General features: G+C 37.4%; 16 protein-coding genes, 1 tRNA gene and 3 pseudogenes. 6 read left to right on the plus strand and 14 right to left on the minus strand.

Features of this window, described 5'->3' with window-relative positions; all coding sequences use genetic code 11:
* Positions 1 to 32: 32 nt before the first annotated feature.
* The 5 genes from H0W62_06845 to H0W62_06865 form a co-directional block, all read right to left on the minus strand.
* Positions 33 to 1,313 carry a hypothetical protein gene (locus H0W62_06845; protein ID MBA3648256.1) on the minus strand — a complete coding sequence of 427 codons (1,281 nt, stop codon included), beginning with the start codon at positions 1,311 to 1,313 and terminating at the stop codon, positions 33 to 35.
* A 30-nt stretch (positions 1,314 to 1,343) separates the two neighbouring features.
* Positions 1,344 to 3,125: a T9SS type A sorting domain-containing protein gene (locus H0W62_06850; GenBank protein MBA3648257.1), complete on the minus strand. Its 1,782-nt coding sequence runs from the start codon at positions 3,123 to 3,125 to the stop codon at positions 1,344 to 1,346.
* Positions 3,122 to 6,541 (minus strand): T9SS type A sorting domain-containing protein, encoded by a 3,420-nt coding sequence (locus H0W62_06855; GenBank protein MBA3648258.1) that lies wholly within the window; start codon positions 6,539 to 6,541, stop codon positions 3,122 to 3,124. The genes H0W62_06850 and H0W62_06855 overlap by 4 nt, the downstream gene beginning before the upstream one ends.
* 10 nt (positions 6,542 to 6,551) lie before the next feature.
* A complete protein-coding gene (locus H0W62_06860; GenBank protein ID MBA3648259.1) occupies positions 6,552 to 8,576 on the minus strand; it encodes a hypothetical protein in 2,025 nt (674 codons plus the stop codon).
* A gap of 351 nt (positions 8,577 to 8,927) precedes the next feature.
* A complete protein-coding gene (locus H0W62_06865) occupies positions 8,928 to 9,383 on the minus strand; it encodes a hypothetical protein (GenBank protein MBA3648260.1) in 456 nt (151 codons plus the stop codon).
* A gap of 165 nt (positions 9,384 to 9,548) precedes the next feature.
* Between H0W62_06865 and H0W62_06870 the strand changes: the two genes are divergently transcribed.
* From H0W62_06870 to H0W62_06885, 4 genes are read left to right on the plus strand one after another with little or no spacing between them, the layout of a single operon-like run.
* Positions 9,549 to 11,465: a pilus assembly protein TadD gene (locus tag H0W62_06870; protein ID MBA3648261.1), complete on the plus strand. Its 1,917-nt coding sequence runs from the start codon at positions 9,549 to 9,551 to the stop codon at positions 11,463 to 11,465.
* 29 nt (positions 11,466 to 11,494) lie between these two features.
* Positions 11,495 to 12,544, plus strand: coding sequence for an endolytic transglycosylase MltG (gene mltG, locus H0W62_06875; GenBank protein ID MBA3648262.1), 1,050 nt, complete (start codon positions 11,495 to 11,497; stop codon positions 12,542 to 12,544).
* A 55-nt stretch (positions 12,545 to 12,599) separates the two neighbouring features.
* Positions 12,600 to 13,013 (plus strand): acyl-CoA thioesterase, encoded by a 414-nt coding sequence (locus H0W62_06880; protein ID MBA3648263.1) that lies wholly within the window; start codon positions 12,600 to 12,602, stop codon positions 13,011 to 13,013.
* A complete protein-coding gene (locus H0W62_06885) occupies positions 13,010 to 13,960 on the plus strand; it encodes a YihY/virulence factor BrkB family protein (protein ID MBA3648264.1) in 951 nt (316 codons plus the stop codon). Before H0W62_06880 ends, H0W62_06885 begins: the two co-directional genes overlap by 4 nt.
* A 71-nt stretch (positions 13,961 to 14,031) precedes the next feature.
* Here the strand turns inward: H0W62_06885 and H0W62_06890 are convergent, their stop codons facing one another.
* The 3 genes from H0W62_06890 to H0W62_06900 form a co-directional block, all read right to left on the minus strand.
* The gene (locus tag H0W62_06890) at positions 14,032 to 14,538 is read right to left on the minus strand and encodes a dihydrofolate reductase (protein MBA3648265.1); all 507 of its coding nucleotides are present in this window, start codon (positions 14,536 to 14,538) and stop codon (positions 14,032 to 14,034) included.
* Positions 14,535 to 15,329 (minus strand): thymidylate synthase, encoded by a 795-nt coding sequence (locus H0W62_06895; protein ID MBA3648266.1) that lies wholly within the window; start codon positions 15,327 to 15,329, stop codon positions 14,535 to 14,537. Before H0W62_06895 ends, H0W62_06890 begins: the two co-directional genes overlap by 4 nt.
* Before the next feature lie 98 nt (positions 15,330 to 15,427).
* Positions 15,428 to 16,612 carry a proline dehydrogenase family protein gene (locus H0W62_06900; protein MBA3648267.1) on the minus strand — a complete coding sequence of 395 codons (1,185 nt, stop codon included), beginning with the start codon at positions 16,610 to 16,612 and terminating at the stop codon, positions 15,428 to 15,430.
* 180 nt (positions 16,613 to 16,792) lie between these two features.
* Here H0W62_06900 and H0W62_06905 point away from each other — a divergent pair, with 180 nt between their 5' ends.
* Positions 16,793 to 17,200, plus strand: a complete 408-nt coding sequence (locus H0W62_06905) for a DUF1761 domain-containing protein (protein ID MBA3648268.1) — start codon at positions 16,793 to 16,795, stop codon at positions 17,198 to 17,200.
* A gap of 57 nt (positions 17,201 to 17,257) precedes the next feature.
* Here H0W62_06905 and H0W62_06910 read toward each other — a convergent pair whose 3' ends face one another.
* Entirely contained in the window at positions 17,258 to 18,760 is a 1,503-nt protein-coding gene (locus tag H0W62_06910; protein MBA3648269.1) for a GH3 auxin-responsive promoter family protein, read from the minus strand.
* A gap of 164 nt (positions 18,761 to 18,924) precedes the next feature.
* On the opposite strand from H0W62_06910, the gene H0W62_06915 reads away from it, so the two are divergent.
* Positions 18,925 to 18,999: transfer RNA gene (locus tag H0W62_06915), tRNA-Val, on the plus strand.
* Positions 19,000 to 19,642: 643 nt separating this feature from the next.
* On the opposite strand, the gene H0W62_06920 is transcribed toward H0W62_06915, so the two are convergent.
* The 5 genes and pseudogenes from H0W62_06920 to H0W62_06940 form a co-directional block, all read right to left on the minus strand.
* Positions 19,643 to 19,972: a winged helix-turn-helix transcriptional regulator gene (locus H0W62_06920; GenBank protein ID MBA3648270.1), complete on the minus strand. Its 330-nt coding sequence runs from the start codon at positions 19,970 to 19,972 to the stop codon at positions 19,643 to 19,645.
* A 102-nt stretch (positions 19,973 to 20,074) separates the two neighbouring features.
* Positions 20,075 to 21,661, minus strand: a complete 1,587-nt coding sequence (locus H0W62_06925; GenBank protein ID MBA3648271.1) for an FAD-dependent monooxygenase — start codon at positions 21,659 to 21,661, stop codon at positions 20,075 to 20,077.
* Between the two features lie 307 nt (positions 21,662 to 21,968).
* Positions 21,969 to 22,880 (minus strand): annotated as a pseudogene (locus tag H0W62_06930) (cation transporter).
* A gap of 1 nt (position 22,881) precedes the next feature.
* Positions 22,882 to 23,375 (minus strand): annotated as a pseudogene (locus H0W62_06935) (cation-translocating P-type ATPase).
* A gap of 85 nt (positions 23,376 to 23,460) precedes the next feature.
* Positions 23,461 to 23,818 (minus strand): annotated as a pseudogene (locus H0W62_06940) (DUF190 domain-containing protein).
* Between the last annotated feature and the right edge of the window lie 101 nt (positions 23,819 to 23,919).

Here is a 23,919-nt window from a genome sequence, read left to right on the forward strand (position 1 = left end):
TATCTGTTATACTGTAGACAATATTGAGCCAATCATGAGCAGGATTGGGATTGATGTGATAAGAGCCTTTTGAAAAGATTTGATGATGAAGTATAAGTAGGTAATGCCAATCCGTGTTGGTCGAAGTTACATGCGCTATCCGGTAAGTTAGGGTTATTAATCACATCATAAAAGTTACTTCCTCCAAAAGGCGTCATATAAATTTTATTATCAGGGGCAAGCTGTTGAAAAGCAAAATATATTGTTACAGGTTTATCTAATTTATCATCATAAATTCCAACAGTACTCCTTGTTACAGTAAAATCTTTTTGAGTTATGTCATATTGATATAATCTGCGATAACTGTCTGCATATAAAAATTTGCTATTTGATGAAAAAGCGCATCCTATAGTAGCGTTGCCACCTCTGTCAGCCAGCGGAATGCTATCGTAGCGGTAATTAGTGAATAGGCCATTACAGCGATCAAAATCTAAAAGATGTACAAGGAAGGTGGATACTATAAATGCATAATGATTGCCATCCGGTGAAAATTGGGCTTCATCATTAACATCTACATCTACAACTTCTCCTGGTGTTATTTCGTCAAAAGGTTTAATAACCGGACCTATTTTTTGCATCTGAGGAGCGGAAACTCCTGATGGAGAAACTAATACAGTATAAAACTCATCACTATCGTATCTGCGAACGACAATCCACCAGTCTCTGCCGTTTGCGTGTTTACAAGCTGTAATCATTCCAAGCATCAAAGTATCTTCGATGGCATAAACATTTTTATAACCATTTACAATTGCGCCCAGGCCATTGTCCTTAGTAATATCGATTAAACTATAGCTTAGATGAAATGGTTGATAATCTGTATAACCAAATTCTATATTTTCAAACTTTTCACCTTTTTCGTAAAATAAGTAATATCTATTTGAATTACCCGGGTCTGAGATTGCAATGGCCGCTTGAGAGATTAATAAACCACCACTCGTATAAAAATCTGTTAAATAGCCCGGATTGAATTTTTTCCCATTAGCTATACTATCACCGATACTGTTCGCAATCCATTGACCATTTGTATAAAAAAGGATATTTCCAGTGGTATCACAAATAGATGCATTAGTCAGTTCGACCAATAATTTACGATCAATACTATTGACTTCAATAGATCCATGATTAAAGTCAAAGTAAACGTTTGGTACGTATGGCTGATAACCAATTTCCCAAATGTTAGCTCGGTTCTGGGCTGGGACATTGTTAACGGAGAAAATTATAAATGAGCAGAGGATAATCTTAGTGATCAAATTAGGACGGATTAAGGATGACATTTTATCTGTATCTCTTAAAAATGCTAATACTTAATGTACAATTGCTACTTCAGCGCCTTGAATTATCATTCGTCCTTGCTTTATGGCATACATATATATCCCTGTAGGAAGCGTTGCTACATTCAGCATGCGATTCTTGAAGTAAGGGTATAAGCTTATTGAACCCACCATCTGTCCGAATTGATTGTATAATTCGAGTTCTGCATTATCTTTTGTGCTGTAGACAATATTAAGCCAATCATGGGCAGGATTCGGACTGATGTGATAAAAGTCTTTAGAAAAGTTTTGATGGTGAAGTATGCCATCTGCTATGTCAACATAGACAGTAACCGTATCTATTCGGACATTACAACTGCTTAGGGTACCGGTGTCGGTAATAGATAAGTAGTAAGTAGTGGTGCTATAGGGTAAGGCAATTGGTTGTGAAATTGTTGTATCACTCAGTGAACTATCTGATTTCCACTGATATTTGACACCTACAACTGTTGGAATACCAAGTTGAACACTTTGACCTTTAATTATTGTGGTATCGTTACCTGCATCTGCTGTGTAACTTGCAAGAGGACAAAGGTCATAGTTGGGGAAATTAGTTATGTTACTTGAATATATAGGAAGAGGTAAACCATTTTGTAAAAAATTAGCGTTGCTGTCAGGATGATCAGGTTCGTCAATAACATCATACGATGTATTACCGTTCCACGGGCTCATGTAAATTTTATTATCCGGAGCAATTTGTTGGAAAGCAAATAAAGTTTCAAATGAAATATGGGAACTATCTAAAGAATAATCATACCTGGCTATATCATCTCTTGCATCAGTTAACCTTGTATTTGCTAGGTTGTACTGAAACAAATGCCAATAGGTACTTACATACAGATATTTACTACTCGGTGAAAAGCTGCAACCAAGAGGTGAATTATCATATTGTTCTAATAGGGGCAGACTATCCTCTCTGAAATTAGAAAATAATCCGGTGCATCTGTCAAAATCAAATAGTCGGACATGATAACCTACTTCTACAAAAACATAATAATTACCATTAGGTGAAAATGCTGCTTCACCCGTATTATCCGTTTCAAAATATTCATCAAGGACTTTATCCAATGGCTTAATTAAAGGCCCGACTTTTTGTTTATTGGCATTGGATACACCGTTAGAATCAATTAAAAAAGTATAAAATTGATCACTGTTATATTTGTGTACAGCAATCCACCAATCTCTTCCATTGGCGTGCTTACATGCAGTGATCATACCGTAGAGTAAAGTGTCATTTACTGCATGCATATTTTTTTTGTCTTTTATAATTCCACCATTCCCATTGTCAAGAGTGATATCAATAACACTATAGCTTAAATAAAATGGCTGATAATCGGTAAAGCCATATTGCTGATTATTAAAACTTTCAGCCGTCTCATAAAATAGATAATAACGATTCGAATTTCCTGGATCAGGCAAAGCAATAGCTCCCTGTGACATTCCATTGCCACCTTCCCCACCATAATACACATCCGTTAAATATCCTGAATTAAACTTATTGCAATTCTTCAGACTATCTCCCTTCCTGTTGGCAATCCATTGACCGTTGGTATAAAACAAAATGTTCCCCTCTGTATCACAAATAGAGGAATTAGTAATAAAAAAGACGAGTTTTCTAATAACACTAAAAGTATCAGCGTATCCAAGATTAAAATCAATTCCGCAGTTAGGGCCATAATTTTGATACGATAACTCCCATATGTTTGCACGGTTTTGAGCCAATAGACTTGTGCCGGAGCAAATAATAAACAACCAGATAATTATATTTCGTATCATCTGATAATTATTAATTTACTTCTCCACTTTGGAAGATTGTTATCACTTAAATACATAGTATAAAATCCCGGTAGTAAACTTGAAATATCAATTTCTCTCTTTCCATATGTCCCATAAATATCAATATCCATAATAATTTTACCGCTTAAGTTAGTTATATAAAATTGATATTCCTTATCCAAGGGCAATGAGTAATCGAGAAAAAACATTTTATCTGAAGGATTGGGGTAAACATTCATAGATACTTCGGTTTTATCTATAGAAGCATTTTTGATTTGCTGAATTGAATTACATGTTTGGTTATCATTATAAATCATCGAATCATTCATCAACTCATACATACCGCGAGCCAAATAAACGGCATTGCCTCCTATGAACGGACATTGATTAGCAATTTCTAATATGTCCCTTGTCTGTGCTTCGGTAAATGTATCAAGGCCAATAGCGATTGTAGCTAAATAAATTTCATCAATAGTTTTTTCATTACTCTCTAATTGACGTTGTGTAATGATTTCATTTAAAATATTTAAAGCCTTATTTTTATTATTATCCATTGAATCAGCCCAATCAATTTCTTTAAACTGAATCACAGAACCAATCAAATTATCGACTTGGCTAAAAAGACCAATATTATTGCTTTGAATGGTATCATTAAATATTTGTAATGAAGGTATTGTATCTTCTAATATGGTATCACCTATAGTTGTTTCATATAAATTCTGCTTTTCATACCAAATCATTGCATCGTTACTTGGAAAAATTGAATCGACTGCAGTTATAATTTGTGCTACTTCAGTAGAATCAATAACATTATTCGATGAATCCGAATCTGAAGATGCATCCCTCATTTGAGCCATAGGTTCATTTGGACAAATCGGTCCACAATCAAATTCCTTAATACCAGACGCAGTATTTCTTACAATTTTTTCAGAGCTTGTGTTGCTTCCTGAAGATTTTGCATAATATATATCAGTGCTGTTTAAAAATTCAAAATTTATAATGGGAGGAAATGCTAAAACGTTTCTGTACAAAGCAAAACCACTATTAGCAAACACCCCACTTCCCGTTCCGATATATTGGTTACCAGGTGCAATACCTTGATTGTCAACTTTTTGATCACTAATTACTCCTTCAGTAGAATTAATAAGCCCTACAGATATTCCTTGATCATGATATTTTAGAATATTTCCTTTTATAAATGATCCGGTACATGTCCCTAAAAATTCTAAACCAAAAGCTTCATTATCTGTTGTATTGCAATTAATAATGTTATCGACGGCATTACTAAATGATATTCCTCTTTCACTAGTATAACCGCTTGATGATGAATGTGAGCTTCCTGAAATATTATTGCACTGAACAGTTGCTGAGTTTACATTACTACAACTTATACCATAATAGCCATCAGAAGCCTGAGAAGATAATTGAAGATTAACGGTATTACTATTAATTAAAATAGATTTAGCATTTAGAAATTGCATTCCATATTGTTGACTATTAACTGTTATAGTGTTCCCTGTAAACTGAGCAGCTAATGAAGATGTTTTAGAGTAAGTATAGTAAATCCCATATTTACCGCTTGAAGAGCCGGAATTAATAAGAGCAATAGAATTACTTGATACATCTATGGGTGGAGATCCTGAAAAAACATTATTATTGTTTAGTGTAATTCCATTGGTCGCATCCGTTATATCATTACTTAGTATCGAAAATGGAAATGTAGCGTTTTTGAAGGTTATCGGTTTATCGTCATGAGTAAAAGTATTTTTGTTGATGCTCCCACCTAAACCTTTGGTACCATTTCCACCACTACCATCAACATACACACCATAATATTTTCCCGTTTTAAAGAGGTTTTTATTAGCTCCTGATCCATCACCAACATTTATTGTATATGAACTTGTACCTGATCCCAATATTCCATATGTCGCATAGGCTGAATTTCCATTATCATTTTTAGAAAAATTCTGAAAAGTATTTTTAAGGATAGTGGCATTTGTATGGTCTAAATAAAGACCATAATCAGCATTGTCAAATGTATTTCCAGTTGTGCTATTTCCAATACTCAAACTGGATAAGCCAACAGCTTTGATATATATACTAGTTCGTTTAGTATTATTTGGAGGCAAAAGATTGTAATTCGCATCGTCCTTAAAGGTACACCCCGTAATTTGAGAGATTTGGGATGATGAGCTTCCCAGGCTTACCGCAATATAATTATTATTAAAGATAGTGCTTTGAATTTTAAAGGTGGAACTTTTATTATCACTTAAGTCAATTCCAGTAATAGCATTTTCAATATGTGTGTTATTGCTGGTTACAATTTTTGAACCTGAATTTGCAGGTCCGCTTTTAATACCGTTCCACATATTTGAGGGATCACAATTGGTAAAGGTGGTTCCATTTAACGTTAAGGTATATCCATTTAAATCAACTTCAGCCCCACTTGCAAAAGTTACATTACTGCAATTTGTAAAAGTAAAATTCTCATTCAGAGTAAAGGTACCATTGATGGATATCTGTTTACTTTCATTGCTAAGAGTATGAGTAGTTGTATTGATATTATTTTGCTCGCTTGTTCCCGCTAAAAATCCTTCAAATGATGAAGCGGTAACATCTAAAAATGTTAATCCTACCGGTGAGTTACAACAGTTGTTAAGTGTCGAAGGTAAATGAGTAACCTTTGCTGTTGCCCAATCAGGTGTTGTGACTGTACAAGTTGAACCATCACTATTATTTTTTATAATTTGAACTCTGTAAACACCATCTGTAGTTGGTGATACAGAAATTGATGTCTGACCATTTAGTTTTGCACCATTAACATACCATTGAATTGAGTAACCGTTTCCAGGATTATTTATCATTAGATCCGCATTGTAACCATAACAATATTGTAAATTACCGGGAGTTGTAATATTAGCTGAAGGTGGATTTGAACACCCATCGGTAAATTTGGCGACGAAATAATCATATTCTTCACAGAGAGCTGCATCGCCTGAATAATTAGGACCATCAAGTGCCGTTTGTTGAAATCCAGAAGTAGCTATACCATTGTTACTATTAGTCTCAGATGAAATATAAATATCACCATTATTATGATTTACTGCTAGAACACCATTATACCAATCGGCTGCTTGGACCTCAGAAGTACCTTCATCGTTACTTCCCCCAAAGTAGGTACAATACAATAAATTTTGGGCATTTTTATCGAATATTGCGAAACAATAGTCACCACCAGTGTTAGGGTCACATTTTCCTCCAAACATTGGTTGATATGTAGTTGCAGCATTGACTATTGGCAGAGTATTACTTTTTGTATAGGACCCAACATAAATTTTAGTTCCTAAAGGATTAACATCCAATGCCCGTAATTGATCGCTTCCGGGGCCTCCAAAAGTAGTACCCCATTGTCTCACGCCATTAGAATTAAATTTCGCAATAAAACCATCTTGCCCTCCTGACGTGGTTAAAATATATGCACCCTTCTTCAGGGGAAAAAGTGAAATTTACTTGTGAACAAGTTACAGCAGATTGACATGAGATACGATCAGGACTGGAAGCATCACAGGTAGATACAGTATGACCTGCAATATAAACGTACCCTGCATCATCTACTTTAATTGCTCGCCCTCGCTCATTGCCTGGGCCGCCGTAAAAGGAACGCCAATTAACTTTGCCATCGGCACTGTTCCACGAAATTAGCATTGCGTCTATATCACTTTCGTTATCTGCACCTGTGCATGAATTATCATCAAATTTACAGACCTGATATACACCTTCAGATTTTCCTGCCAAAGGTTCATCATCTGCATTACATCCGACCGAGCCAACCATGTAAACTGTAATTCCATCTTTACTTACTGCCACAGTGTGTCCTCTTTCCCTAGCGCCTGTGGTACCAAAATAAGAACCCCACACCTGAGCAAGATTACTTGCATTCAATAGCTCCATCATAATATCTCCTGCACAGGCATCAGTTGTCCCCCCATTGTCACAGTTTGTTGGATTACCACTATAGGTTAGTTGCTGCGCTGACCCAAAAGGGATATTGCTAGTACTTTCTGAACTTTCAGATTTCCCTGTAAGAGCTAATTTAACTATGCCGTCGCGGGGATCGAGAAAGGAAGTAATGCCAAGAAAATAATCATCCTTGCTACCACCAATATATGTGCAAGCATCAAGAGCAGTACCATTTTTATTGAATGCCGCAACTATACCATCATTTGAAGAACCCGCAGCGTTATGTAAATTTGTACCATCAGTCGAAGGAAGACCTACACTGTTCGATTTTCCCGCCATATATATTTCATTCGTTAAAGGATTTGTACAAACCGAATATCCTTTTTCAGCATTGACTCCGCCGAAATAAGTTACAAAAATAGGTGTGTTATCTGCTTTATATTTTGCAACGAAAGCATCGTCATCAACTATTTCTCCACAGCTATTGTCATTTGGGTTTAGCGAAAGACTATTAAAACATTGATCATATGAGATAGTGGAAGCAAAGTTATTTTTTGACGTAGTTCTCCCTGAGATTATTATATAATCCGAGCCATCAGCTTTATCATGATCTACAACTATTTCATCAGGTAAATCATTTTTGCTACTCATATTTGCACCTGCAGAATGATAAAAGCTGTAAGCTATTTCAGGGTCAATTATATAATCAAGCTTTTCCTTTAATTTTGAATGCTTAAACGACAAAATATTGTTTTTCAGTTCATAGCTTATTTCGGATTTAATCTGCACTTTATTTTCAAAAATGATTGGTTTCGATTCCTGAATAAATCCTAACTCTTCACCTAGAGTTAATGTTCCGTTTAGATTAACGAACATTTCTTTAGCACCGGAATATTCCAACTCTATATCATTTGCATTACCATGAGGATGAATGATCCACTCATATTCCGGCCTTATTTCCCCTTTTTCATTCTCTTTAAATGTAAACAGCAAATCTAAGTGATCGTATACGTTGTGATATGTCACTTGATTAAATAAGTGCACATTGCCGACACTTATATATTCAGTGAAATAATTGTAATAAAACGGAAGTTGATCTTTAGCATCTACCGTTATATTTTTATTTGCCTTAACAAAATTGACATTTGTTATCGAAGACATTCTTTTTAGTAAAGGATCAGGGTTATCCTCGTCATCATTATCTAAATCGGTACTGGGATCGCCTGCTTCACTAAAGTTACCATTGTTTGATTTGATATTAGTGAATTGGTAGGTAAAGCCGTTGGCTCTTAGAATTAAACTGAAACCCTTATCATAAAATATATAGAGTACATCGTTTCGCTGATGACGGTTCTCATCAATTATTTGTCCCTTGTTTTCAATATAACCCTTGGGTATAGGTGGGGCCTTTTGAACATCACCCGCAATACCATTTAAGGTAAGAAGTGAAAATAATAAATACAATGGTTGTAAAAGAGATTGAATTTTCATAGATAAAAGAATGTATGGTGAATTTATAAAATAGGTAGTGTGCCTCTATTTAAATGTGTAATCGAACTTTTTTATAGATGAGTTACAAATAATGAAATCACATAGACCCTAATAACTCACAAGATAAACGAATAGTAATTACATGTATACTTTTAAAAGATAAATTTTAAAATATACTAATGCGTGATATTGGTTAACAAGATGATTGGGATTAAAAGATATTTTGCTCCACCGCATTTCCCCTCGCGAGTAGACAACACGGTGGGTTATAACATCCGCCTTTTCCTTCGAGATACACGACAGAGAAGTAATGTTTTTTATAAGGTATTTATTTAAGGATTTCTTTTCTGATTAAAATTTTTTAATACTTACATCATCTATCCATATATCAGAGCCTGTTATATGAAAAAAGATTCCTGATGTTAAAGTTTCATCGGGAGAGAAGTTGAAGATGAAGCTCGCCTGCTGCCACTGTAAATACTGTTCCCTGATATTGTTATTTGAGAACCTTAATATATCGTAGTCTGGATATTTTATAAAGCATTCAAGGGAGGTAGTATCTGATGGACCGGCAATTTTATAATAGAAGGTTACTCTGTACTCTGCATTGCACATATTTCTAAATTGTATAAAGGATTCGAAAGAACCAAAGCTATCGCAATTGTGCACGTGCAAACATTTTGATCCATTATAGCTGGAATCTGAAATCTTAGTGATAGACCCATTTACACAAGTATCTGAATTGAAGGCTTCGGGGCATTCCAAATCATCAAAATCTCTGCAAAGTGCATATGGATACAGAAGCATGCAATCATTATGATATTGACAGCTCAGGCAGTTAATGCCCCCGTTTTTGCTGCAGCTGGAAATCAGGGCGCATGAAAACAGGAACAGAAAAAGCAACAAATGAAGTGGATAAGCGCATTTCATAGATAACTAAAATTAGCTTTATTTTTGAAAGGACAGATGCCGGTGAAACGAAATTTTATTATTGCACTTTTATTTGGCTGTTGCCTGTTTGTTCTTCTTTACTGTAATACCATTCCTGAAAAAAAAGCTTCCCAGCCGTTACTGTATAAGAACTGGAGTGATACGGTTCACTATGTCGGAATGCAGACTTGCCGTACCTGTCATGAAAATATCTATAATACTTTTATTCAGACAGGAATGGGGCAATCGTGGGATCATGCTACAAAAAATAAGTCGTCGGCTAAATTTGACCAGCATGCTTATGTGTATGATCCATATAAGAATTTCTGGTATCATCCATATTGGAAAAATGATTCCCTGTATATAATGGAATATCGGTTGAGTGGCAGGGACACTACTTATCGCCGCGTTCAAAAGATATCTTATATAGTAGGCTCAGGTCAGCATACAAATTCACACATCTGGACGGAGAATGGATATCTGTACCAGGCGCCTATAACCTTTTATACACAAAAAGGAATCTGGGATTTGCCGCCCGGTTTTGACCAGGGTATGAACACACGTTTCAGCAGGATTATCAGTGTTGAATGTATGAACTGCCACAACATGTACCCGCGATTTGATTCCACTTCGGAAAACAAATTCATCAGTGTAAAAACAGGAATCGAATGTGAGCGTTGTCACGGTGCGGGAGGCGAACATGTGCGGGAGAAACTACAAGGGATCATAGTTGATACCTCAAAAGAAATCGATTATTCAATAGTTAATCCCGGGAAACTTTCACGCGATTTACAGGTTGAGCTTTGTCAGAGATGTCACTTGCAGGGTATAACAGTTTTAAACGAGGGTAAAAGCTATTTTGATTTTCACCCTGGTATGCCATTGAATACTGTAATGAATGTTTTTATGCCAAGATACGAAGGAGGGCAGGAAAAATTTATTATGGCATCGCATGCGGACCGCATGAAGCAAAGTAGGTGTTATCTTAATTCAAATATGACTTGTTTAACCTGTCATAATCCGCACGTTAGTGTAAAATTTACAAGTAACGACCGTTTTAATAATGCTTGTCAATCATGTCATTCCGGTAATGCTTCTACAGAATGCACACTTCCTATTTCGCAAAGAATTAAGGAGAACAATAATTGTTTTAAATGTCACATGCCTGTTTCAGAAACAATCGACATTCCTAATGTAACGGTTCATGATCACAGGATTCAGATTCCACTTTCAAAAAAAGCTAAAAATGAGATTCTAAGATTTGTAGGCCTGGAATGTCTGACAACCAAAAAGCCATCTCTGTTATTGCTTGCACAGGGATACCTTGAAACTTATGAAGCATTTTCTCCCCAACCGTTTTTATTGGATTCGGCAGATAAATTTTTAAGTCAGATGCCGGATAAGGACAATTTTTCCTACCGCCAGGAAATGATACGCTACTTTTTTTTAAAGAATAATTATGACCAGGTTGTAGCTCATTCACTGGGGCTCGAGCCGGATAAAATTCCTGATGCCTGGACCTGTTACAGGATAGGTGAGGGGTATTTTCAGTCAGGGGACCTTAAAAATGCACTTGCATTTTATAAACATGCAGCTGAGATTAAATCCAGTAATCCTGAATTTATGAATAAGCTGGGGACAACACTTACAGCTTTAAACAGGATTGACGAAGCCGGGGAAGTGTTTTATAAAATAACCCAGGAAAATGCTGCTTATGCTCCGGCACTTTCTAACCTTGGCTATGTTTATTTGCTGAAAGGAGATTTACAATATGCTGGTTCCTTATTTGATAAAGCCCTTGCAATCGACCCTGACTATACCCAGGCAATTTTAAATAAGATAGCATTGGCTCTTCGACTGCAAAAAAACGAGGATGCAAAGCAGCTCGCTCAACGCCTTTTGAAAATCGAGCCTGATAACGAAAAAGCAAAAACGGTGATAAAGCAGTTATCACTATAGAAGGTAAAAAGCTGCTCAGATTTAAAAGGATGGCAAAAAAAAAGAAACAAGGAAGAGTAACGAAATACGTAATTGCTTTTGGATCTGTTATTCTTTTGTTTCTATTGATTATTGGGTTTTCTTTTTACAAAAAAATCTATGCTCCCAATGTATCTTTTTCAAACGATAAAAAATATTTGTTCATCCCCAGCGGGTCCCGCTATGATGATCTGATCAGGATTTTGACGACCAAAAAAATAGTACGTTGTGTAGAAAATTTTAAATGGGTTTCGGCTCAAATGAACCTGGATAATAACGTACATCCCGGCCGTTATAAACTACAGCCATACATGAGTAATTACGACCTGGTACTTTTGCTTCGAAGCGGTAAGCAGGAACCTGTTAAGCTGGTGATCAATAAATTCCGCACGAAGCAGGATTTGGCAAGTTTTGTTTCTCATCAACTGGAGACGGATTCAGCAACACTGATATATGCATTGAAGGATGAAGTATACTTAAGAAAGTTCGGATTAAAGCCGGAAACCGCGATGGCTTTATTTATTCCAAACACCTATGAATTTTTTTGGAATGTTAATGCCGAACAGTTTATGGATCGCATGAAGAAAGAGAACGATCATTTCTGGAATGCAGCACGTAAAGAAGAAGCAGTTAAGATTGGATTGAATCCTGTTCAGGTTATTATTCTCGCATCTATCGTGGAAGAGGAATCAAATTACAATCCTGAAAAAGGGATTATAGCTGGTGTTTATATTAATCGTTTAAGAAAAGATATGATTCTCCAGGCAGATCCAACAGTAAAATTCGCAGTCGGTAATTTTTCACTTAAAAGGGTTTTAAATATGCACACCCGGTTTGAGTCTCCTTACAATACCTATTTACATAAGGGGTTGCCACCGGGGCCAATATGTACGCCTTCAGTTGCTTCTATTGATGCTGTGCTACATTCAGTAGCGTCTGATTATTTATATTTTTGTGCCAATCCCGATAAGCCAGGAACTCATGTATTTTCAAAAACATACGCTGAGCAGGAATTAAATGCAATGCGTTATCAGCGATGGCTAAATCAGCGGGGAATCTGATGGATATTATTAACCTTTCAAACTTTAACTTTTCAAACCTCCAACATTAAACCTCATGTATGCTCATGAAATAGAAATCCGGGTTCGGTATGGAGAAACAGACATGATGGGATATCTCTATTATGGGTATTATTCATTCTACTATGAACAGGCACGCGTAGACACGATGCGAAGCCTGGGTATTCCATATAAACAAATGGAAGCCATGGGTTATTTATTACCTGTTTCAGACATGCATATTAAGTTTTTGAAGCCAGCCTACTATGATGATATAGTAAGGATAAAAACCATAATTAAAAATATTCCTGTGGTGAGGCATATTTTTCATTATGAGATGTATAACCACAATTCTGAGCTGATAAATACAGCCGAAACAACGTTGGTGTATCTTAATAAAGAAACACGTAAACCGATTGCCTGTCCTCAATTTATTCTTGATCTTCTGAACCCATATTTTAAAGAGAAGTGACAAAGGCAGGAAAATATTTAAGGGAATACTCCGGCTGGAATGCCATGTTAAATTTTTCCAGGATTAAAAAATTTCCTGGTCACAGCAATCTTTCACTTCACGATGTACTTTCTTTTTTAGTGCTGGAAATACAACGCGACTCCATTCTTACACGCGCATCAGCCATATCTTTTAACTTTTTTGTTTCCCTGTTTCCATCAATTCTCGTTCTGTTTACGCTGATTCCATACCTGCCCATTCCTTCATTTCAGGCCACCATGCTTACTACTTTGAAAAACGTATTGCCGAATGATGTTTTCGGTATGCTGCAGGAAACCATTCACGATATTGTAACACGCCATCAGGGAGGCTTGCTTTCTGCCAGCTTAATTCTTGCTATGTACTATTCTACAAGAGGAGTGATCAGTATTATGACTTCTTTTGATAAGGCGCTTCCTACATTCAGAAGGAGAAAATTTTTAGAGAATCTTTTTGTGTCTTTTAAAATTACCGGCCTGCTTTTTCTTTTACTGGTAATATCCATTTTGCTTTTTTTAGGAGGTGAATTGCTTATTCATACTGTTATGAAAATATTACACATTGAAAACAGCACTTCCTATTTCAGCCTATCTGTTATCAGGTGGATTACTTTACTGCTTATTTTTTATTTCTCCATTTCACTTATCTATTATTACGGACCTGCTATGCATAAACGGTGGCGTTTCTTTACGCCAGGTTCTACGCTTGCTACTATATTATCTGTTCTGGTATCTATACTTTTTTCATTCATTATCAACCAGTTCGGGCAATACAACAAACTATATGGTTCATTAGGAACCATTGTGGTATTGCTGCTTTGGATTTATTACAATTCACTCAGCCTGTTGCTTGGTTTCGAGCTGAATGCCAGTATTGAAATGAACAAGCACCGTGTTGCAGAAGGATTAAAACAGGTGAAAGTGGTTTGAAAGGAATTTCTTATGGCTGTAAAGAGAAGTTCTGTGCTTAATACATAATGATCTTTCAACTGATCTAATTATTATTTTATGTTGTCTTGTTTTGCCAGTTCCAAAACCTGGAATGAATAGGGGAAAGGATTTTTTTCGTCGGCCTCATGGGGATCTTCCCGGGTAATCACCCAATCGTCTCTAAGTATTGGAAAAAAGGTGTCTCCCTGGAAATTATGAAAAATGCGGGTCAGGTATATTTTATCCGCCCACACCAAAGACTGCCGGATAATTTCTCCACCGCCGATAATAAAGCACTCTGTTTCCAGGTTTTTTTCAGAGAATTCAATAGCGGATTTTATATCGTGGCACACAATGCATCCTTCAGCTTTAAAATCAGGCTGACGTGTAATAATAACATTTGTTCTTTTAGGCAAGGCCTTGCCTAAGGAATCGAATGTGGATCGGCCCATCAGGATATGATGTCCGAGGGTGGTTTGCATAAAATATTTCATGTCTGCTGGCAAATGCCATGGCAGCTTATTGTTATTCCCGATTACGTTATTTTGAGATACGGCAGCAATAATCGATATTATCATACTGCTATCGGGGCTTTTATAGAGGGATGTGGCAAATAGTTAATCAATTCAAAGTCTTCAAACCTGAATGAAAAAATGGAGGAAACATCCGGGTTTATTTTCATCTCGGGCAGAGGTCTGATATCTCTGCTCAGTTGCAGGTTTGCCTGTTCAAGGTGGTTAACATATAAATGAGCATCTCCCAATGTGTGAATAAAATCGCCTGGCATTAAGCCGCATACCCTGGCAATCATTTCCGTAAGTAAAGCATAGGAAGCAATATTAAAAGGCACACCAAGGAATATGTCAGCACTTCGCTGGTACAGCTGACAGGAAAGCTTTCCTTCTGCTACATAAAACTGAAACAAAGCATGGCACGGCGGTAAAGCCATTTCTTCAATTTCGCCCACATTCCATGCACTTACAAGTAAGCGCCGTGAGTCGGGATTTTGTTTTATTTCCGAGATTACATTTGAAATCTGATCTACTTCTGTTCCGTCTTTTCTTAACCACGAGCGCCATTGCTTGCCATAAACCGGTCCTAATTCCCCATGCTCATCTGCCCATTCATTCCATATGCTTACACCGTGATCCTGCAGGTAGGCAATATTTGTTGATCCCTGGAGAAACCATAGCAATTCATAAATTATAGATTTAACGTGCAGCTTTTTAGTTGTTAACAAAGGGAATCCTCTTGAAAGATCAAATCGCATCTGATATCCAAAGACACTTACCGTACCGGTACCCGTCCGGTCTTGTTTTTTAACACCCTTTTCCAAAACATGTTTTAGTAAATCGTGGTATTGTTTCATAGATCAGATAGCAATTCGCAAACTCAAAAAAAGCTTCATTAAAAATTTCTTAGCAATGAATTTAATTTAAAGAAAATTTGGAACACGTACAGCATGTATTATACATATTTTCTCCTTTTTAATTCTTTTTTTATAAGCATTAATTCCCTGCTGCTCATTCCGCCTACCGATGTATTTTCCTGGGCGCGCCGCATAAGATAAGGAACTACTTCTTTCACAGGGCCGTAAGGAACATATTTTGAAACATTGTAACCTGCATGAGCTAAATTAAAAGTCATATTATCACTCATGCCATAAAGCTGGGAGAAGAAAAGGTGAGGATGGTCGGGAGAAAGGTTTTTTTGCCCGGCAATATTCACTGCTGCTAAAGCACTCTCTTCATTGTGAGAGGCAACACAAAAGCTGAGGTGATCAATATGTTCAAAGCAAAATTCTACCGCAGCATTATAATCGCGGTCTGAATCCTCTTTTTTCGATTGAACAGGTGATGCATAATTTTTTTCATGTGCGCGTTTACGTTCTTTTTCCATGTAAGCACCGCGTACCAGTTTCACTGCAAGAATAAATTTTCCATTTTTAGATGTTTCAAATGATTTCCTTAAAAAATCCAACCTGTCAATCCGGTATAACTGGATGGTATTATATACAATAGGGTGTTCTTTATTGTAAGACAACATCATTTCCATAGCAAGTGAATCTACCGGATCCTGTATCCATGTTTCTTCGGCATCTACCATCACGCCGATGCCGGCATTTAGAGCAGCATTGCAAATCTTATGCATTCTCTCTTTCACCAGGTTCCATTGAAAAATTTCTTTGTCGGAAAGTTTAATTTGTGCATGAATTTTTTCGAGCAGAGAAAATGGCGCAATGCCAGTCACTTTTATGCTGACAAAAGGCACATGCTTATTTTGTTGTGCAAAGCGAAAAGCTTTTAAAATTTCCGTTACGGTCTTGTTAAATTCCTGCTCCGTTTCTTTGGCTTCTACACCATAATCGAGGATGGTTTCTACGTGGTGTTGGGCAAGTTTTTTTGTGGTGGGTACGCATTGCTCCAGGGTTTCTCCTCCGCAAAACTGATCAAAAATGGTAGCTCTGACTAACCTGGTTATAGGTAGTTTTAGCTGAAAAGCTATTGGCGTCAGCCGGGTACCAATCTTAACCAGGATATTGTTATTCATCAGGGAAAATAGCCATGCAGCTTTTTTTAATTCGTAATCGGATTTATAAGAAAACGCTATTTCAGTATTTTCAAAAGATATAGGAGCAACTACTTCAGCCATAATGGCAAACCTACAGGTTTGATAATAAATTTCAAAGACAGGTGGATAAATGACGGATAGAATTTTAGCCTTTGCAAAAAGTAAAAATCCGCAAGCTGAATAACTGTTATTTTAAACTGGATGAAGCAGGCTTAGGAATATTCCGAATCAGAATTATTACATTCACCGCAAAAAAGTGCTATGGGAAATGCAATTCAACACCTTAACATTTTGGCAGTATTGCTTGCCGCGGTAGCCTATTTTGCTTTAGGCGCACTTTGGTATTCACCAATCCTTTTTGGGAAGCAATGGGCTGCTCTGAATAATATCAATATGACCGATCGTTCCTCACTAATGCGTTCAATGGTGGTTAGCTTCGCATGTATGCTATTGATGGCTTTGGTTACAGGAATTATGATGGCACTTAGCAGGTGCAAGCACTATACTGATTGTTTGGAAGTAGGGATCCTGCTTGGAGCCGGTTATGCAGGCGGAATTTTAGGCACGACCTATACTTATCAGAAAAAGCCATTGCCTCTTTGGTTTATAGATATCGGATTTCATTTTTGCGGCATTGTGCTGGCAAGTGCAATTATTGCAGCAATGTAGGCTATCTGAACCTGCTGGTAGTTATTGTGCAGGCCTATTCTGTTTCACGTTCACAATTTAATTACTGATCCATGGCTTTAATGCGTCAGCTAAAGTCCGGTCATTACTAAGCCGTGGTACTTTATTCTGCCCACCGAGTTTCCCTACCGACTTCATATAATTTCTGAATGCATCTTTTTGCAATGGAGTTATTCTTAGCGGCTGTAAAATATTTCCTGAAATCAGGTCATCATAGTAGATATTTTTTGCCCTCAGCATGTTATCCACCTTGCTACGAAATATATTTATGTTTTCTGGTGGTGTTGAAAATTCCACAAGCCATTCATGGTAAGGCAATTCACCTTTTTCAGGGTTTACTTGAGGAGCTACCGTAAATTCAACCACCTCCACATTTTCTGCATGCGCTGCTTTCATTAAGGCGCCTTCCACTTCTTCTCCTATTACGTGTTCACCGAAGGCAGAGATATAGTGGCTGGTTCTTCCTGTTACCACAATCCTGTAAGGATTTTTGGAAACAAATTTTATAATATCACCCAGAGAATAGGCCCATAATCCTGCATTTGAAGAAACGACGATTGCATAATTTTCTCCCACTTCTACATCTTTCAATTGAAGCCTTTTTGGACGTGCCTGCGAAGCCTCATTAAAGGAGATAAACTCGAAAAAAATTCCTGAGTCCACATTAAGAAGTAATCCTTCCTGTGTCTGACAATCCTGGAAAGCAATAAAGCCCTCAGAAGAAGGATATGTTTCTATGGAATCAATTTTAGTACCGATGGTGGTGAAAAGCTTTGCGCGATACGGTTCAAAGTTAACGCCACCATAGACGAGCAGAGATAAATTAGGAAAGATCTCTTTGATTGTTCTTTTACCGGTTTTTTCCAATAATTTTTCAAAATACATTTGTATCCATGGAGGAATTCCGCTGATCAAAGTCATATCCTCATTCCTGGTCTCTTCTACGATCTTATCCACTTTCAATTCCCAGTCTTCAATGCAGTTTGTTTCGAATGAAGGTAATTGATTCCCTTTCAGATATCGTGGAACGTGATGATTTACAATTCCGGACAAACGCCCGGTCAGCATATCTCCCGTCTTATCCAGCTCCGGACTTCCTGATAAGAAAATCATTTTCCCATTTACAAAACGGGTATTGCTTGTTTCAGAAATGTAAGTCAGTAATGCATTTCTTGCCGAATCAATGTGGTTAGAAATGGAGTCTTTGGTAATCGGGATGTATTTAATTCCGGATGTTGTCCCCGAAGACTTCGCAAAATATATTGGTTTTCCTTTCCACAAGACACTGTCCTCACCATTTTTTATGCGGTCTATATAAGGCCTTAAATTCTCATAGTCCCGGACTGATACGTGGTCTACAAAATCCTGGTATGATGCGATATTTTTGAAATCATGCTCTTTTCCGAAAACTGTTTTTTTCCCTTCCTGAATTAACTTATGAAACTGGTATTCCTGAGCGCGTGCGGCATCTTTACTCCACTTCATAATCTGGCGCGAAATCATGGAAGCATAAGGCCGTGCCAGAACAGATTTAACACCCATAAAGTAAAGGTAGAGTTAAGTTAAATATCGGATCTCTTAAAAGAAGGTGAAGGAATTACGCAGCCGTTGCAGCAACAAAAAAATTCGACCAATGGATTTAGTCTCTTTTGTAACGACAATCTATTTGCAAATTCAGATATTGAAAATTACCTTCGCACCTTTAGGGGAGCATAGCTCAGCTGGTTCAGAGCATCTGCCTTACAAGCAGAGGGTCACAGGTTCGAACCCTGTTGCTCCCACATCATAATCAAGCAGTTAAGATAATCTTAGCTGCTTTTTTTATTTATGTGACCACAATTGTGACCATAGAAGTGTGAAAAAGAAAATGAAAATATATTAGCGATTGCTGCTAAAGGTTTTCTCTCAGTGTTTTTAACATCGAATTGATATTTTTGGCCATATAGCTGAAATACTTTTTATTGTATTTTGAAAACACTAAGTGCCATTATCTTAGGTTTAACTTAACCTTAATTGCTTGGCAACCATTTGTCCTTATCTTCTTCAGTAAAGTTCTGCCCCATCGCTCACTTTTACCTGTTACTATTTGGATGTCTTTTGGATAAATGCAAATTCTTTCCATCGTGGGTTAATTATGTGGTTATTATGCTTTAGGTGCAGCAAGTTTCTTTATCGCAGTATTCTTTGTTTGCTTTCTCCGCATATACTGTGATGCTGAAAATTCCTACTGTGCTTTGTTTATACTCTTTAATTTCGTCCACTGATAAATAATTTGCAAGAATATCATCAGGCACGGCTATTTCGCTATACTTTTCCTTTACTATCTTTTTGATTTCTTTCTGCTGTATCCATTTTGTTTAATTTTTTGAATAAAAGTTATATTTGTTTTATCGTAATATTACGTTACATGTATTCAGGTCTTTTTTAACAGCAATTTTTATTGCTAACAGGGCTATTCAGCAGTGTGCCTAAATATTGCTTTGCCTGTAACCATTCTTTTTCGTTGATACAATAGCAGGTGGTAACTCCTTCAATATCTCCTTTGATAAGCCTTGCATTTATTAATTCTTTCAAGTGCTGTGATACTGTCGATTGAGACAAGGGAAGCTCCTCTACAATGACACCGCAAACACATGACTGCTTCTTCAAAAGCATTTCAATGATGGCTACTCTTGCAGGATGCGCCAATGCCTTTGCATAAAGAGCAATTTTGTTCTCTCTTATCGTAAATTCTTCTGCCTTTGCTAATCCCATTGTTCTTAATTTAATCGCAATATTACGATTGATATTTGGATTCTACCAAACTTTTAAAAAACTAACTACTTGAGTGATGCAGTGTCCCGATTATATACTACGTTATGACACAAGGAAAGTGCTCAAATAATCTTTTAGATGATTTGCGTTAAGTCCATTGCTGCGATATGCTATATACAAGTCAGGTCTTACGAGATAGCAACCTGTTTTAGATATTCCAAGTGAAGTGTAAAGATTTTTGGTTCCCGAAATTCGGTAGATAACTTCCGTTGTAATGACTGATTCATATTTTTTTGCGATGTCTGCCAACAATTTCTCATCGCTCTGAGGATCGTTAGTGGAAAAAATAAATAGATGCAATGAAAGACCATTTACCTTCTTCTGTAAGTTTAGAAGTTTAGCTGAAGCATCTTCAAATTTTATGTACGGAAGCCGTTCTCCGGGCTTCGGAGCATTTGATTTGAATGAACCATATGAAGCATTTCGGGAAAGTAAACTCTGCTCGTACCGTATTCCGATTTGAGAAAGGTTCTTGAATATAAATCCGGAAAAAAAATTTAATTTAAGAATTAGAGCAAGCATTCGGGGTGCAACTTTCATCCTCATAATTTTTAAGAATGGATTATTGCTTACCGTTATTCCAAATGCTCTGTCAGTGGTTTTTACCAAGCGCTTTGCAAAGGGAAGGCGCTCTTCTTCATAAGAGTCCAGCAAATTTCCTTTCCCCTTTTGCCGCAAAATAAACGCTAATTTCCATGCAAGATTAAAAGCATCCTGCAATCCTGTATTCATGCCCTGTGCACCTACGGGTGAATGTATGTGTGCAGCATCACCTGCAAGGAAGCACCTTCCTGTTCTGAATTGTGAAACATAGCGATGATGAGCATGATACATGGAGATCCAATGAGGATCGGAAAGCGCGACATCCATTTGCATTCGTTTTGAGAAACCATTATTTATGTCCTCAAAGGTTATATCTTCTTTTTCACTCACTTCCTTTGGCACAAAACCAATTATTCTACATCTCCCTTCAGGCATGGGAAAAAATCCTGCGAAAGAATAATCAGAGAAGGCGATATACATTTCGTCATCTGCAAGGTTCCAATTCACTTTACAGTCGAGTACAAATAAATTGATGGGATAAGTTTGCCCGCCGAATGGAATATTCAACATGCGTCGCACAATACTTTTTGCTCCATCAGCGCCAACTAAATAATCTGCTTTTGTAATTTCTTCGCCCTTTTCCTCGTGTTTAATAGTTGCGTGTACCTGATCAGCGTCCTGTGTATAGGAGATAAGCTCGGTTTGCCATTCTACTGCATGACCATGTTGCCCAAGAAACTCTATCAGCAAACGTTCTGTTTTAGATTGCTCTAACATTAGAAGAAAAGGAAATTCGGTTAGTAACTTGCCAAACTCAGAGAGAGGAATACGTTGTGCGATCTTACCCTTTACAAAATAGTTGATCGCTTTTGTTCGCTTACCAAGCGTTAAAAACTTGTCAGCTATGCCCATTTGTGAAAATATCTCTATTGACGCAGCGTGAATCGCGAGCGCACGGGATTGTATTGTTGGCCCTTTGTTTTTTTCAACGATGCGAAATTTGATTCCTAAGCGTGTGAGCTGACAAGCAAGCATTAACCCTGTTGGACCTGCGCCAATAATTAGAACTTCAGGATTGTCACCCATAGAAATGTTCAATTAATCTTACAAAGGTATACCGTGTGAGGAAAAAAAAGTGATCTAACAATGTCTGTAACTTTAGTAGTTTCACTTAGGTTTTGTGTTATCATGGCTCGATGCTTTGCGAGGCATTGCAATGCGATGGTTGAAGTGGTAAAGGTGTGGTGCAACCCTTTAAACTTTGGGCAGCGTCGAAATTTAATTTTTGTCCTGAAGTTGCGAAGCGTCGAAGGAAATTACCTGCCTTTGTGAGACCCAACCCCACGCGAAGCAGCGCGCGAACCACGCGGCGCAAAAGGTGGAATATTTTTTCTTACACCTTACCCTTTTCTATTTCACAATTTTCATCACCGCTTTCAATTTCCAAGGTGACGTGCTGAATGTTCATGTGTTCCAACTCATGCTTCAGGTCGTGCTTTATTTTTTCTGCCGCTGCCAAAGAACTGTTTGCATCTATTACTACGTGAGCTGTCAAGGCATTCTCAGTTGTACTCATTCCCCATAAGTGGATGTGATGAATTTCTTTTATCCCTGAAATTTTCTTTGCTGCATCTTTTACCTGTTGCAAATTCATGTCTGACGGAACTCCGTCGAGTGACAAGCGCAAACTTTCTTTCAATAAATTCCATGTGCTGAATAAAATTGTTAGTGCAATGCCTATACTTAATACGGGATCAATCCAAAACCAATTTGTGAAGTGTATAATTATTCCTCCTATTACCAAACCAAGTGAAACGAGTGCATCACTCATTAAATGGAGATAGGCACTTTTGATATTGAGGTCTTTCTTTCTATCCCGTAAAAACATTAAAGCTGTAACACTATTGATTATGATTCCTATTCCTGCTACCCATGCTATTGTTGTTCCCGGTAATGGTTCGGGATTTAAAAACCGGTGCGCTGCTTCATACGCAATAGCTCCAATGGAAATGAGCAATACCATTGCATTGAAAAGGGCAACGATGATGGAGGTTTTTCGATAACCGTAGGTGTAATTTTCATTTGATTTTACTTTGAGTAAACGATAAGCAAGCAGCGATAAACTTAAAGCTGCAACATCAGCAAGGTTATGCCCGGCATCACTCAGCAATGAAAGTCAATGAATGTAAAGACCGACAATCACTTCAATCACTACAAACAAAAAGTTGAGTGAGATGCCGATGATAAATGCACGGCTTACATTACTAAGAGCCGGTGCGTGATTATGGTCGTGATGATGTTCCATTTTAATTTTTATCGATTTTTACTCTGAGCAGTTTTAATGAATTTATGAAAACCAAAGTATCAGGAAGCAGGTGAATAGCTGCTGCCTGAATCGGTCCAATGATACGAAACAATACAAGTGTGATACCGATGACATGAACTACGCCAACGCCAACAAAAATATTTTCACGAATAGTTTTGAACGCTCGTTTCCCAATGGCGCGCGCCCGTGCGATCTTTTCTAACTTATCCTGCATGAGAACAATATCTGCTGCTTCCATGCTGCCTCAGTTCCAATTGCACCCATCGCTATTCCTACATTTCCCTGCACTAATGCCGGAGCATCATTGATGCCAGCACCCACCATAGCAACCTTTGCACCTTGCTTTTGTAATTCTTCTATAATATTAATTTTGTCTTCCGGTAATAAATTGGCTCTGTAATCAGTAATGCCTAACTCGTCAGCAACATGCTTTGCAGTTTCGGGATTATCACCTGTGAGAAGAACGATATTTTTCCCAAAGCCGGTTGCACAGAGAGCATCAGGATGTAGATTGACAATATCGAGGCAATGTGCTTAACTGAAAGCCAAAAGTAAGATTTTACTGTTTGTCTTTATCATGCTGTTTGTAGCGAAGCACTGTAGCATTTTCAATCATAACTGCTGCGACGCAGTTTGCTTGTTCGAGCAACTGATCGAGAGTTTGCATAAACTCTTTGATCTTTTCTTCTGTCTCTATAATTTCTACTACAATTGGCAGTCAAATGAAAGATCAGCAGCTTTACGGAATGAATGCGACTATTTGCGCCGAAGTCCATAATGCCTCGTAGCACTGTCGCACCTGCCATGCCTGCTTTTCTCGCACTCATTACAATTTCTTCGCTCAACGGCTTGCTATGTACTTTGTCGTATTCACCGATAAAGATTCTCAGCAGTTTTGCATCGCTTTGCAGTTGCATAGTCAAATGAGTTTAGGGAGTGAAATGCCAATATATATTTCCTGCGAGTGGCACCTGCTCGAAAACTGGGTATGGAACCTAAGTTTTAAACACCTTAATAG

The sequence above is a fragment of the Chitinophagales bacterium genome (genome assembly GCA_013816805.1).
In the GTDB taxonomy this organism is placed as follows: Bacteria; Bacteroidota; Bacteroidia; order Chitinophagales; family UBA10324; genus MGR-bin340.